This window comes from Microbulbifer sp. ABF4_143, assembly GCF_056160225.1.
Map to the genome: position 1 here is coordinate 157,225 of NZ_JBSWWT010000007.1, position 13,013 is coordinate 170,237.

Sequence of the window (13,013 nt, forward strand, 5' to 3'; positions counted from 1 at the left end):
TCGAGGTCACTGGGTCCCACCTCCCGTCTCTGCACTGCGGGCGTCGCATTCGGAGCTGGCGGCGACACCGCAACCCGCTGGCAGCGCAGGCCCGGCGACGGCCGTCAACGGAATGCTACCCGTTGAAACTTTCATTCTCATTTTTTCTGCGGCGCCGGAGGGGCCGGAGGGACAGGCCCGTGTTTCGGTGCCGCCTCGCCCTTGCCCAGCGGGTTCAAAAACTCGACCGGCTTGGGCAGCACCTCGTAATTGGCATAGCCGAACTCGTTGCTCCTTGCCCCGTAGATCGTATCGCCGACCTTGTAGAAGGCGAACTCGAATGGCGCCTGCTGAAGAAAGGTCAGCACCCTGCCATTCTTGATCGAGTAGGCCGAAGACACGCCCTCATAGCCGTTCCGGGCGACGTCGCCAACCTGGCTCGGCTGGGGAACATTCTTGCCGATGTGCCACACAGTTCTTTGCCCGTTCGCGCTGTAACTCACCTTGAATTTCTCACCCGTCACGTTGTTGCGCATCCAGTGAGCCTTGCCGACGATCAGCGCTTCGACCTGCTTCTGGTTCAATTCCGTGGCGCCCTTCCCCTTGAGCTCGGCAACGGTGAGACCCGCCTTGGCTGCCTTGCGGGCCTTGTCCGTGGGCGTATACCAGATGGGTGAACTCCAGGCCCGCTCTTGCACCGTCGGCGGCACTACGTCCGGCGGCGCGATGCCGAGCTGTTTGGCCTGGATGGTCGACCAGCGCGGCGTCGGTATCTCGAGCACGCGCGCGTAGTAGAAGGCGTGCAGGCTCGGATCGAACTCCGGATCGGTCCATACCGTTTTCAGCTCGACCGCCCCCACGGAATTGCTGTAGGTCGCCTTGTCGATGTCCACAGTGCTCACGATCGGCGGGACCTTGCCTGTCCAGCGGTCGGGCTTGCGATCGCCCGACCAGGCCACATCGAAGACCTTTTCGAAACTCTGGCCGTGCTGCGACCAGCCCTTGACGATCTGGATGCGGTCGAGATTACCCGCGGTCGGGTCCTTTACCGCCCACACGACAAAGGTCGGCGCCGCGGCCTTCGCCGACGGCAGGTCGCCACCCATGGGGACGCCGCCCCGATAGGCCGCCTTGACCCAGTCCCGGTGCTTCAACAGGCCCCTGTCGTAATCCCAGCCGCCGAAGAAACGCACCTTGATGTGCGGACCGCTGACCCCGAAGGTCTCCTTCCGGTGCATGGCGTCCCAGATCGAGGCGCGGGTGTTCTCCTCGGCCCATACGCCTGTGAGGCCGCCCGGCTCTTCGTAGCGCACGTCGATGCCTGCGAAGTTGTGGCCGGCCATGCGCGTCTCAATGGTCCCGTCCTCGTGCGCATGCCCGCCAAAGAAGTTCTCCTGGCGATAGGGGCTCGCGGAATTATGCGCATCGGAGCCCCCCGCCATCCCGAATTTATACGGGTTGTAGCCCCGCACGTCCTGCATCGTCAGGCCGTCCTTCAGGGCCTGGCGCGCGTAGCTGCCGACGATCCTGTCGACGCGCCCGGACTCCGGGGGCAGCCCGAGCAGTACATTCCAGACCGCGTAGTTGGCGAACTCGTCATTGGGCGAGAGCAGCGGGTGGGTCTCCGACTGCCCCTTGATCTGCTTCATCTCGATAAGCCGCTCGTTGCGCATACGCGACTCGGCCCAGGCGGCATCGATGGGCCGCCCCAGGCTGTCCACGTCGGTCGGGTACATCCAGCCGTCGGAGAGGTTTGCGTTGTGCGAGATCGCCAACAGCTCGTTGCCCGCCTTGCGCTGCGCGTCCATCCACTTCCACAGGTCCACGGGGTGCCAGGAATCGAGTGCGCTGTACGGCATCTCCGGGACCTTGGCGCAATCGCGGAAGAAGACGTTGCGGTGCATGTTGCGGTTGTCCGGCATCGAGGTCCACTCGTAGGAACAGAAAGCGGTGAACTTGCCGGGCTCGTTGGCCGCGTCGGCGATGTCGTTGTTCTCTTTCCAGACCGTGCCGGCGACCTTCGGCGACATCAACGCCTTGACGGGCGGGCTCGACAGCAGCTTGACGACAGCCAGGAAGGCCCGCTGCTGTTGCTCCTTGCTGTTCGGGTCGGTGATGATCAGGCTCTGGGCCTCGGGCAGCTTGCTGGTGTAGGACCCCGGCGTGTTCGCCTGTTTGGTGACCCCGACATACTCGGAGTGGTCGGTCACACCCATGAAGTCGAGTGGCGTCGTGATTTTGATGTTGTACCCCAGCGGGTGCTTGATGGTCTCGCCCTTCGCGTACTTGTAGGCATCGGCGGGACCCGTGACGCGATTGCCGAATACCCACGCGTCCAGCGACCAGCTGGTGTGGAGGTGCGTCTCGCCGAAGTAGGCGTTGCGCTCGGGATTTGGCTCCTCGGCGAAGGCCACAGCAGTGGCAAATACAGCCCCCAGCAGCAAGGCAGCCCCTGTCAGAACTCTTGTATCGTCGGAAAACATCGCATCCTGTCCTCGCGCAAAGTACCCCGAAGACAGCTTAGTCCAGGGTCCGGGTCTGCGGTTTACCGAAATGGCGCGCGAGGAGATTTGGCCGCCTGACCACCGGAATAGGACAGATCAATAAAGTCCTGTGCATGCGGATTGAAGGCGGAGTTCACCTGGACTTCCGCCCATCGCAATCACTCCGTTACGTGCAGATAGCTGGACTGATCCTTCTTCTGGTACTCGCCCTTGTTGAGTTCGACCAGGTTGGCCGGCCCCTTTTTCAGGATCTCGTAGTTGGCGTGGCCGAACTCATTGCTGCGCGCGCCGTAGTATTTGTCGCCGGATTTGTACACGGCCATGCTGATCGGGGTGCCGCTCAGCTCGGTAATGATCTTGCCGTTTTTGATGCGGTAGGGAGATGCGCCGACCTGGTAGCTGGCGCGGGGCAGGTCGCCGACCACGCTAGGCAGGGTCGCGCCACGCCCCACGTGCAGCACCACGGCGCTGCCTTTGTCGTCGTAGCGCACCTTGATCGGCTCGCCGGTGACCTTGTTCTTCACCCAGATGGACTTGCCGACGATCAGCGCCTTCAGTTCGTCGTCGCTGAGCAGCTTGGCGCCCTTGGCATTGAGGTCTGCCACCGTGAGGCCGGCTTTCGCGCCTTTTCCGCCTCGGCGCGCCGCGGCCGTGGGCGCGTACCAGATGGGCGAACTCCAGGCGCGCTCCTGCTGGGTTGCGGGCACCACATCGGGGGGCGCCATGTTGAGTTGTTTGGCCTGGATGGTGCTCCAGCGCGGCGTGGGTATCTCGAGCACCCGGGCGTAGTAGAAGGCGTGCAGACTGGGGTCGAAATCCGGGTCCGTCCTGTAGTGGTCAAGTTATTTTGGCCACTACAGTGTTCGACGCGCCTACTACTGACGCTGGGCGTCCTCAATGTACAGTTTTTCAAAGCGCTCCCAGTCATAAAGAGCCTCAGGATTGAAATCTTGGCCATCTGGCCACTCAAGATTGCCTCCATCGTTGAGCTTTACTTTATTGAAATAATCTTGATCTAAAAGCTGTTTCATCCAGCCTTTTCCTATTACTGGCTCAAAATTTATCGTTTGAACCTTACCATCTTTGAAAGTTATTTGAATCGTGTATTTTTCGACCAGCTTAAAGCTGGTGATGGTCATAGCGTCTAGATCAGCCATTAGAAACCTCACTGTAATGGTTCAATTTTAAAGAAAGACGGATTACCACTAGGAACATTAAGGCTTGACCAGTTTAGTCTCAGCTTGTCTTTTCTCAACTCAATCCATGCCTCAACAAGTTTCCGCTCTTTTCTTGGGAAGTTTCCTTCCATAAGCTCTGCGGTTTCAATGTTGAAGACCGCCTTATTGCTCCCGTGAGATGCGTGAATATGCGGGTAATGATGTCTGCCGCCTATTTCACGATACATGTAAATGACGATTCCAAGGAAGCGACATAATTCAGGCATAAATTTCTCCTTTTGCAGCCTTTAACATTGATTGAGATAACGCCGTGAACTGTGGCTTTCACCCTTCAGTTCTTCATCAGACATCTGACGGGCTTTGGCACGGTATCGATCGGGGTGCTCGCCAACCGCTAGGCGTGAGCGGAAGGTCGTGAAGTCAGCCATGGTGGTTTTTTTCAGTTTGGAGAAATCCACCAACACGCGCTCTGCGTGAGTAAAAGGGGGGTTTATGTCTGGAAACATGCGGTTCCTCCTTGACTGTTTCCTTGCTATGCCTCTTCAAGCTCTCCTGCTTCAATCAGTGTCCAGAACTGATCTTCATCCAATACCAATACACCTCTGCTTTTCGCTTCAGCCACCTTCGTCGGACCGGCATTTGGCCCTGCACAGAGAAAGGTAAGGTTCTTGGTGACTGTCTTGCGCACCTTCATCCCCTCATCCTTGGCTGCATCTTCCAGGGATTCGCGGATACTTGCAGAGAATCCGGTAAACAGAATTTCCGGTTGCGAATTCGCCGCTCTTTTACTGGTGTAGGCGCTCACCAGCTGTGCCATATCCAGTTCGATTTTGGAACCGACCGAGTCTTCGAGCAGCTCTTCGCCAGCAATGAATTCAACTATCCGGTCAAAGCGGAAGGTGCGGGTATCTCCGGCCCGGTGACACAAGCCGCGGATATACTCGCCGTCGAAATGCCAATCCGTCACCTGGCGGACAGAGATATCTCCCCGGGCATCTTCGTAGACAAAATGGAGAAGGTCGTCTGGCTGGGAAGTTTGAAGCTTTGACGGTGTTGGGGCCGGCCTAGCCGCCGGGCGCTTGATTTCAGAAGCTGATCCCAGGTTAACCAAAATCCCCCACACCAACGGGGCCAGAAAGAAACCGGCCAGGACTAGGCTGCCGACATCAATGCCGCTTTGCCCAGAGGTCAGTCCGACCCCCATGCAGAAGGAGAAAGCTCCAATTGACCCCAGGATTGAAGCAAAGAAGGCTGCGGGGTGCCTTATCCACCACCTGTGCCCCCGGGCCTGCATCAATGCAGCCAGCTTTCTCCAGCCCCATATAAGGACCGTGAACATGACGATAACGGACAGGAAGTCACCCATGTCTCTCTCCCTGGACCTGGCTCAATCGACCTCATCCTGATTTTGCGTTGACACTTGGTCGACACTTCAACGAAAAAGGGCGGTATCAATCTCTTGATACCGCCCTTCGGTGCCTGTAAGTCATTGATTTACAAGGCTTTTATGGCGCGCTCGGGAGGATTCGAACCTCCGACCGCCTGGTTCGTAGCCAGGTACTCTATCCAGCTGAGCTACGAGCGCGTTGTGGATGCGAACTATAGTGAGCTGGCTTGGCGGAGTCAACTCTTTTTTAAGATCTTTTTGAGAAAAAAGCCTTAAAAATCCGCAGGTTACCGAGTCTCCTGGCCACCCGGGGATCGCCGCTGAAGCTCGATAGGGCGCGCATTCTGCCCCGGTCGGAGACGCTTTGCAAGCCCTTTTTTCCACCACGACCCTTTTGCCGCCCAACCACCGGTCACCGGAACCATCGCCCCCGCTCCCAATCAAAACGGGAGGACCCCACCCACTTCAGGACGAAGGCCCCGCGCAACCGTGTCACACACTCTCGATCTGCAGCCTTCCACCGGCCTCGAAGAGGTCCCGTCCCGGCGCCTGGTGCCCGCGCTGCTGATCGCGCTCGCGATACACGCGGTGCTACTGGCCCTCCCCATATCTCTGCGCCCGGCCGCCGACGCCGCGCGCGCTCCGCTGCGCCTCTCTCTGATCCGGACACCGGCGGCACCGGAAAAACCGCAGCCGGCAGAAAAGCGGATCGCCACAAGGCCGGCTCCAGAGCCCGAGGCGCCGCGACCGGAACAGCCGCCCGGGCCCCGGCGACAGCAGGCGCCCGCACCGGACAGGGCAAGCGCGGCGCAACCGCCGAGCGAAAAGCCGGGCACGACCTCGCCCGGCCACCAGCCGGCGCGCATACCGGCCCCGCAAGACGGAGCCAAATCCCCCTCCACCGTGTTCGACCCGAGACTCGCCGAGCGGCTGTCGCGCGAGCGCAACAAGGTGCGCAAGTTTCAGACGCGCGATGCGGAGTTCACCACCGCCAACGGCACCTTTATCCAGAAAGGCGATCACTGCGCGGAAATCAAGAAACTGCTGCCCGGCGATATCGACAGCACTCTCACCCAGCCATTCCGGATCAAATGCACCGAGCGGCGGCGCTCCCGGGAGGATGTGGACAGGCTCGCGCGCAAGTACGGAATTCCCTAAAATCCGCACTCGATCCGGATTGCGAGTTCCGTAGATGACCACTTTTTTCGCGATCATCCTGCTGGCGGCGCTGCTGTGGCTGATCCCGCACTACTACCAGCGCTGGCGCCGCCGCTACCTGCGCGCGAAACCTCTGAGCGATGAACAGCGGCATCTGCTGGAAAATACGCTTCCCCTCTACCGCCACCTGAACGACGCACAGCAAAAAGAGCTGCGGGCCAATATCGCGCTCTTCCTGCACGAAAAAACATTCGTCGGCTGCGAAGGGCTGCAGGTCACGGAGACAATGCGCGTGGCGGTGGCCGCCCACGCCTGCCTGCTGCTTCTCGGCCGCGAAAATCGCTGCTACCCGAACCTGTACACAATACTCCTCTACCCGGATACCTACGTCGCCCCGGAAATCCATCACGACGGCTATATCGAAACCACCGGCCACAGCGCGCGGGAGGGAGAGGCCCACTATCGCGGGCCGGTGGTGTTGTCCTGGGGCGATCTGGAGGACGACCTGCTGCACCCGGAAAACGGGCGCAATGTCGCGCTGCACGAATTTGCGCACAAGATCGATGAGGAAGACGGCTACTACGACGGCCGGCCGCTGTTCGAAAACCCGGGCGAGGGGCGGAACTGGGCCGCGGTGCTTGGGGCCGAGTTCCAGCGCCTGCGCGAAAGACTGCACCAACAGGAGCAGGAGGATGCGGAGCCCGCGGTTCTGGACCTGTACGGTGCCGAATCGCCGGCGGAGTTCTTCGCGGTGGCGACGGAGGCTTTCTTCGTGATTCCCGGCGAGATGCGCGCGGCACACCCGCAGCTGTACCGGGAACTGTGCAACTACTACCGGCTGGACCCGGCCGCGCTGCTGCGCGCGCAGTAACGCCCGGGCCCTGCGCATATCGGGGCGCGGCAGTTTCCCCCGCTCAGTAGTCCCGCTTCCACTGCAGCTCCACGCTGCCGGCGCCGCTCTCCCCTTCGCCGGCAGACTTGATCTCCAGATTCAGGTTGCGGCGCAGCTCTATCTGCATTTCCGCCTGCCAGGGGTTCAGCGGATCGGTGCTGCGCTGCAGCTCTATGTAGATGCGGTTGGTGATGTACTTGCCGAGGCTCAGCGCGTACTGGTCGCCCTCCTCGCCTTCCTCCTGCTCGATATCCAGCGTATCCACGCCGAGCAGCTCGCGGGTCTTGCCCACCGGATCGAAGGCCGAACCGCCACTCTGCAGACTGCGCACCACGCTGACCAGGCGCACCGCCTGCAGCGGCGAGATGTCCGACAGCGACTTGCCGAACAGCAACTGGGCGAAGATCTCATCCTGGGCGGCGGCGGGCGTGGAGCTGAAGGTCACATCCAGATCGTCGCTTTTCCCGGAGAGGGTGCCGGAGATTTCCGCGGTAATTTCACCGTCGCTGTATTCGTGCAGGCCTTTCACATAGATGGCCGCCTCGTTGTTTTCGAACTGTACCTGCCCCTCCTGCAGTTCGAATTTCTTGCCCAGCAGGTCGAAGCTGCCGCGCACAATGCGCAGCTCGCCGGAGGCCCGGGGCCGGGCCGCGGTGCCGCCGATATCCACCTGGCCGCGCAGCTGCGAGTCCAGCCCCAGCCCGCGCACATGGGACTGCTTGTCCAGCACCACGGCGATATCCAGGTCCATCTTCTGCAGCAGCGGCGGCGCCCGCTCCACTTCGGGGCCGTCCACCTCCACTTCCACCACGTCGATCTCCGGCACGCTGCTGCCGATCAGCTGCTCTATCTGCACCGACAGCGGACGCAGGGTCAAGCGGCCGGCCAGGCGCGCGTCCTCGGTGGTTCCGGTCAGGCTCAGGGCGCCGGAGATGGCACCGCGCACGGCCGGGGTGCTGAGCAGGTGGGCCCTGTCCGCGCGCAGTTCAAAATTCATCGCCGGCGGCGCGCCGGCGGCGAAACGGACGGCGCCGCCCAGGTTGACACTGCCGCGCTCGCCGTCCTCGGCGCGGGCTCTCTCGATGCGCCACTCGTCCGGCGTGAGGCGGGCGAGGAAGTCGATACGGCGCAGGCGCGTGCTGCTCGGCCGGTGCTCGTAGTCGCCGTTGTTCAGTTCGATGCGGCCTTTCAGGGCCGGGCGTGCCAGGGTGCCGTCCGCATCGATGGCGAAGGCGAGTTGGCCGCGCATAGCGTGAATCTCCGGGTCGACGAATTCCGCCACCACCGACAGGTCCGCACTGCCGCGGCTGCGCAGTTGCAGCGGCAGCGGCGGCGCCTTCTCGCCGGCGCGGCGCTCGGCAAACAGCTGTTGCAGAATCGGGGCTATGGCCAGGGTGGCGCCCGCGTCGATGGCCTGGCGCGCGCCGTGGTGGGCCGACAGCGACAGCTGCAGGTCCCCGTCCCGGGTCTGCCAGTCGAGCAGCAGGCGCAGCGGCTTGACCTGGATCCGCTCCCGCGCGAGCCCGGGCGCCTCGCTGGTGACCTTCAATTCGCCGGCGAGCTGGGGCCGCTGCGGGCTGCCCGCGGCGGTGGCGCTGAGGGTGATCTCACCCCGCTCGGCGATATCCGCCGGCAGGCCGCCATCCAGATCCGCCAGCTTCGCCCGGCCGCGTATTTCCAGGTCCAGCTGCTCGCGGTTCAGGCTGCCGTGGGCCGACAGCTGGTTGCGCTCGGCCCACAGCAGCTCCACGCCGGCCAGCTCCACCCGCCCGCTGCCATAGCCGATATCCCCCTGCAACTGCCAGGACTCGTTGCGAAAGCGGCCCAGTGCCAGCAGGTTGGCGCTGACCTGCGGATTGGAAAAGGGGCCGGAAAATTCGCCGTCGATACTGATCTGGCCCTCGAGTCCGGGCGGCAGCTGCACGCCGGCCAGCTCCGCCAGGGACAGCGGGATATTGCGCCCCGCCACCTTACCCCTGGCGCGCGCGGCCCTGGGCTCTATCACGCCGTCGACTTCCAGCCAGGCAATGCCCTTGCGCCCGAGGCGCCTGGCCTCGTCGGCGAGCGCGGCGACGCGGCTGTGGTTCTGCAGCGGCTGCGGCTGGCCATCGACCAAGCGCCGCGGTGGAATCAGTGACTGGGGCCCGCTCAGCGGGCTCTGCTGGAATTGGTCCAGCCCGTTGCCCGCCGAAAGCTCCAGGCGCAGCCGCTCGAGGGCGATGTGCTCGAGGTTGCCGGCGGCGCCGCCGCTCAGTGTGTAGCTGTAATCGCGATAGCGGCCGTCGGAGCGGATGCGCGCGTCCAGCTGCGGGTTGGCCCAGGGGCCACTGACACCGACCTGTGCCTCCAGGTCGAGGGCCAGGCCCGCGGCGGCGGCCAGTTCCAGTTCCCGCGCCGGGCGGAAGTCGCGCGCATCCAGTGCCAATTGCAGCTGCAGCGATTCGCCGGCGATATCCAGACTGCCGTCGCCGCTGACGTTCAGGCTGTCGCTCCGCAGCCGCAGCTCGCGCAGTTGCAGCGCCTCCAGGTTGCCCTCCAGCGCGGCGCTCAGGCTGCCGCGCAGATTGCGGAACGCGGGGCTGGCCTCCAGGGTGGCTTTCAGGGCGGGGTTTTTCCACTGCCCCTCGGCGGCGAGCTGCAGCCGCTCGATACGGCCCTGCAGCGCCTCGGGCAGTTCCACCTCCCCGGTGCCGGGCAGAGCCTTGAGCAGGCGGCGGATATCGTCGAGGGTCAGCTGCCGCAGCTCGCCGCGCAAGTCCAGCGCTTCGCCGCCGATATCCACGCTGCCCCCGGCCTCCAGGCGGCTCTGCGCATAGTCCAGCGTGGCGGACTCGATCTGAATCACCCGCCCCCGGGTCTGCACCCTGCCCTGCAGCCGCAGCGGCTCCGCGCGCGCTGCGCCGTTGAAGCGAAAGCGGCTGTCCAGGTCGAGGATGCCGGATACACTCGGCAGCGGCAGCGGCCCGCGCACACTGAGATCGGCGCTGAGCCATCCGCCGACGAGGAAGTCCTGCCAGGGCTGGGAAATGGCCACCGGCAGGCGCTCGAGCTTTATCTCGGCGTCGACGCGCTCCCCGCTGACGCTGCCGGCGATACGGTGGCGGCTGTCGTCCACCTGCAGCGCAATGCCCTCGCTGGACAGGGCCCAGGGCGAGAGCCGGATCTCGGTGCGCCCGGACAGCGCGAAGCGGTGCTGCACCAGCGGCAGGGAAAACGCCTCGATATTCGCCAGCAACCGATTCTCCCCCTGCCGCTGCACGGAAATTCTGCCGCGGGCATCCAGTGCCTGCCCCGCGGGCAGCTGCAGCAGGGCGCCGACAAAACCGCCGGGCTTTTCGCTGGCCGAGAACGACAGCAGGTATCGGCCGGGCGCGACCTCCTCGCCGTTCAACGCGAACTGCATGCCGGCGCCGTTCAGTTCGCGCAGGTCCAGTGCCAGCCGGACAGGCTGCTGTTGCCACAGGATGTGCGCATCGCCACTGACCGCGAGCGGCGGTATCTTCTCCCAGCGGCGATCGATCAGCTGCAGCCGGTCTATGCGCAGGGATCCGAGCCGCAGAGCCGGCAGTGAAAGGGATTCGTCGGCGTCATCTGCCGTTTTTTCCACTGGCGCTTCCGCCAGCAGCGCGTTCAGCACATCGTTATCGAACACCAGTTCGGCCGCTTCGGCGGTTTCGATATCGATGCGCCCGCGCAGCAGCGCGGCGAGATCCAGGTCGAGTACCAGATCCCGCGCCTGGGCCAGGGTATCGCCGCCGTAGTTGACCTGCAGGCGGGAAAAATACCAGGCGCCGAGATGTTCGCTGCCGATCTCTCCGGCCTGAATCTCCAGCGCCGGCAGAAACTTCTGCGCGGCGTAGAGGGCGCCGCGGGTCAGCGTCACCCGCCCCTGTTCGCTGCCGAGCAGATACAGGCCGGCCAGCAGGGTGAGGATCAGCAGGCTGAACAGCAGCGAACCGCGCCCGCTGAAAGAGCGCCAGAGGCTCTTGAATACCACCTCCAGGGCGCGCACGAATCCGACCGCCATCGCGGCGAGCGCTTTCATCAGAAGGCCTGCCCCAGGCTGACGTAGATCTGGTAGCCGTCGTCGATCCCCTCGCGGCGCTCCAGCGGGAAGGCCACGTCGAGGCGCAGCGGTGCGAAGGAAGTGAAATAGCGCACCCCGATTCCCACGCCCCAGAAGAGATCCGAGAACTCGGGTCGCGGATCCGCGTAGGCGTTGCCGCCGTCGACGAAGAGCACACCGCCCCAGGTGTCGCTGAAGCGGAAGCGCCCCTCCACGGAGATTTCACTGAGCCCGCGGCCGCCGATAGCATCCGACAGCCTCGGCGGCTCTCCCGGCGCTTTCGGTGCCAGCAGCACCCGCGGCCCCAGCTCCTGGTAGCCGTAGCCGCGCACCGAGCCGCCGCCACCGGCGTAATAGCGCTCGTCCGCGGGGATCTCCAGGTTGGGGGCGCCGGAAATGACACCGGCCTTGATGCGCAGCGCCAGGGTCGGCTCATAGCGCATCTCCCCGGCCGTCGCGTAGCCGCTCAGCACCAGGGTGTTCTTGGTGAAGGATGCGCCGGAGCCGGCCAGGTCCAGATAGGGCCTGACCTCCAGCGCGGCGGTGGCGCCGCGGCGCGCGTCGAGGGGGTTGTCAGTGGTGTCCAGCTTCAGGCCCAGCGGCACCGACAACAGGCGGTAGTTCTCGCTCCGGTTTCTGCCGGGCACCTCTTCGACCTCTTCGTCCACCTGGCTGAATTTCAACTCGCCGCCGATGCTGGCGGTGCGGTTTTTGCTCAGCTTGCGCGCAACCGTGGCGCCGAAAGTCAGGGATTCCGCCGAGTAGGAGTCGCGGTCTTCGTTGGAGAGCTCGGCGCTGGCGGAGAAGTTCTGCTTGTCGCGCAGAAATCTCGGCACCAGCAGCTTGCCCTTCAGCGACTGCTGCACCGGGTTGATCTTGCTCTCTATCTCTATCTTCTCCCCGCGATGAAACACGTTGCGGTGCTCCCAGCCGGCGGAGACCCCGGCCCCCTCGTCGGAGGTGTAGCCCACGCCCAGCTTCACCGTTCTGTGGCGGCGCTCCTGCAACACGAAGGTGATGTCCACCAGCCCCCCGTAGGGCTCGGACACCTCGCTGTTGGCGCTCGCGATCAGGTTGGTGCGCAGCAGGCGCAGGCGCGCCGCATCTATCTTGTTGCGCTTGAAGCAGTCGCCGCGCTCTATCTGCAGCTTGTCCCGCAGATAGTCCGCCTCCACGGAGCTGAGCCCCTCGAGGCGCACCTCGCCCACGCGGACTTCGGGGCTCGGCGCCACACGGTATTCCAGCCGTGCCGCGGCCTCGCTGTGAATCGCGGTGGCCCTGTAGCTGACGTCGATATTGAGCAGGCAGGCGTTCTCCTGCAGGTATTTCTCGATCACCTTGACGCCGTCTAACACCTTGGCGGCGATCAGCGGGTCGCCCACCCGCAGCGGCAGGCCGCTGAAGCCGCCGCGCAGGTGTGCGGGCATGTCGACGGAAATGCTCTTGAGCAGATACTGGGGGCCCGGATTGACCCGGTAGAGGATCTCGCCGTCGGTCACCGACTGGCGCACGCCGGCGTCATAGTAGCCGCGGGAGCGCAGCAGCTTCTCCAGGGTTCCGCGCTCGAAGCGGGCCACGTCGCGCGGATCGTCGTAGCTTTTCAGCACGCTGCTGCCCTTGCGCAGCGCCTGCATTTCCTCGCGCAGCCAGTCCTGCAGCTGGCGGTCGTCCTGCACGCGCACTTTGAACTTGGGCAGCCGGTCGAAAAAGGGGATGGCCAGCGCCGGCTGCAGCGGCGACGACAACAGGCTAGCGAGCAGGATAGCGATAAAAACGCGCAAAGGACTTTTCCGTTGTCAGCGACAGCTTCTCCGATTCCCTTCTTTCAAATAAGTTGCCGGTGGCCGGC

The 13,013-nt window shown here is 63.7% G+C and carries 9 protein-coding genes, 1 tRNA gene and 1 pseudogene; 2 read left to right on the top strand and 9 right to left on the bottom strand.

Features of this window, described 5'->3' with window-relative positions; translation table 11 throughout:
- Positions 1–137: 137 nt before the first annotated feature.
- The 7 genes and pseudogenes from ACXAF3_RS07750 to ACXAF3_RS07780 form a co-directional block, all read right to left on the bottom strand.
- A complete protein-coding gene (locus ACXAF3_RS07750) occupies positions 138–2,462 on the bottom strand; it encodes a DUF3604 domain-containing protein (protein WP_475111721.1) in 2,325 nt (774 codons plus the stop codon).
- Between the two features lie 179 nt (positions 2,463–2,641).
- Positions 2,642–3,301: pseudogene (locus tag ACXAF3_RS07755) on the bottom strand (DUF3604 domain-containing protein); the annotation flags it as partial.
- 57 nt (positions 3,302–3,358) lie between these two features.
- A complete protein-coding gene (locus ACXAF3_RS07760; RefSeq protein ID WP_475111722.1) occupies positions 3,359–3,640 on the bottom strand; it encodes a DUF2442 domain-containing protein in 282 nt (93 codons plus the stop codon).
- An 8-nt stretch (positions 3,641–3,648) separates the two neighbouring features.
- Positions 3,649–3,927 (bottom strand): DUF4160 domain-containing protein, encoded by a 279-nt coding sequence (locus ACXAF3_RS07765; protein ID WP_475111723.1) that lies wholly within the window; start codon positions 3,925–3,927, stop codon positions 3,649–3,651.
- Between the two features lie 21 nt (positions 3,928–3,948).
- A complete protein-coding gene (locus ACXAF3_RS07770; protein ID WP_475111724.1) occupies positions 3,949–4,167 on the bottom strand; it encodes a hypothetical protein in 219 nt (72 codons plus the stop codon).
- A 26-nt stretch (positions 4,168–4,193) separates the two neighbouring features.
- Entirely contained in the window at positions 4,194–5,027 is an 834-nt protein-coding gene (locus tag ACXAF3_RS07775; RefSeq protein ID WP_475111725.1) for a BRCT domain-containing protein, read from the bottom strand.
- Between the two features lie 142 nt (positions 5,028–5,169).
- Positions 5,170–5,246: transfer RNA gene (locus tag ACXAF3_RS07780), tRNA-Arg, on the bottom strand.
- 291 nt (positions 5,247–5,537) lie between these two features.
- On the opposite strand from ACXAF3_RS07780, the gene ACXAF3_RS07785 reads away from it, so the two are divergent.
- Together ACXAF3_RS07785 and ACXAF3_RS07790 are read left to right on the top strand one after the other, a co-directional pair.
- Complete coding sequence (locus ACXAF3_RS07785) at positions 5,538–6,206, top strand: hypothetical protein (protein WP_475111726.1); 669 nt, start codon at positions 5,538–5,540, stop codon at positions 6,204–6,206.
- 34 nt (positions 6,207–6,240) lie between these two features.
- Entirely contained in the window at positions 6,241–7,077 is an 837-nt protein-coding gene (locus ACXAF3_RS07790; protein WP_475111727.1) for a M90 family metallopeptidase, read from the top strand.
- Positions 7,078–7,120: 43 nt separating this feature from the next.
- Here ACXAF3_RS07790 and ACXAF3_RS07795 read toward each other — a convergent pair whose 3' ends face one another.
- Complete coding sequence (locus tag ACXAF3_RS07795) at positions 7,121–11,143, bottom strand: translocation/assembly module TamB domain-containing protein (RefSeq protein ID WP_475111728.1); 4,023 nt, start codon at positions 11,141–11,143, stop codon at positions 7,121–7,123.
- Positions 11,143–12,945, bottom strand: coding sequence for an autotransporter assembly complex protein TamA (locus ACXAF3_RS07800; RefSeq protein ID WP_475111729.1), 1,803 nt, complete (start codon positions 12,943–12,945; stop codon positions 11,143–11,145). The genes ACXAF3_RS07795 and ACXAF3_RS07800 overlap by 1 nt, the downstream gene beginning before the upstream one ends.
- Positions 12,946–13,013: the final 68 nt, after the last annotated feature.

Excerpts from the sequence above, each read along its gene's own strand:
- ACXAF3_RS07750 (WP_475111721.1), bottom strand. The coding sequence starts at position 2,462 with ATGTTTTCCGACGATACAAGAGTTCTGACAGGGGCTGCCTTGCTGCTG.
- ACXAF3_RS07760 (WP_475111722.1), bottom strand. The coding sequence starts at position 3,640 with ATGGCTGATCTAGACGCTATGACCATCACCAGCTTTAAGCTGGTCGAA.
- ACXAF3_RS07765 (WP_475111723.1), bottom strand. The coding sequence starts at position 3,927 with ATGCCTGAATTATGTCGCTTCCTTGGAATCGTCATTTACATGTATCGT.
- ACXAF3_RS07770 (WP_475111724.1), bottom strand. The coding sequence starts at position 4,167 with ATGTTTCCAGACATAAACCCCCCTTTTACTCACGCAGAGCGCGTGTTG.
- ACXAF3_RS07775 (WP_475111725.1), bottom strand. The coding sequence starts at position 5,027 with ATGGGTGACTTCCTGTCCGTTATCGTCATGTTCACGGTCCTTATATGG.
- ACXAF3_RS07790 (WP_475111727.1), top strand. The coding sequence starts at position 6,241 with ATGACCACTTTTTTCGCGATCATCCTGCTGGCGGCGCTGCTGTGGCTG.
- ACXAF3_RS07795 (WP_475111728.1), bottom strand. The coding sequence starts at position 11,143 with ATGAAAGCGCTCGCCGCGATGGCGGTCGGATTCGTGCGCGCCCTGGAG.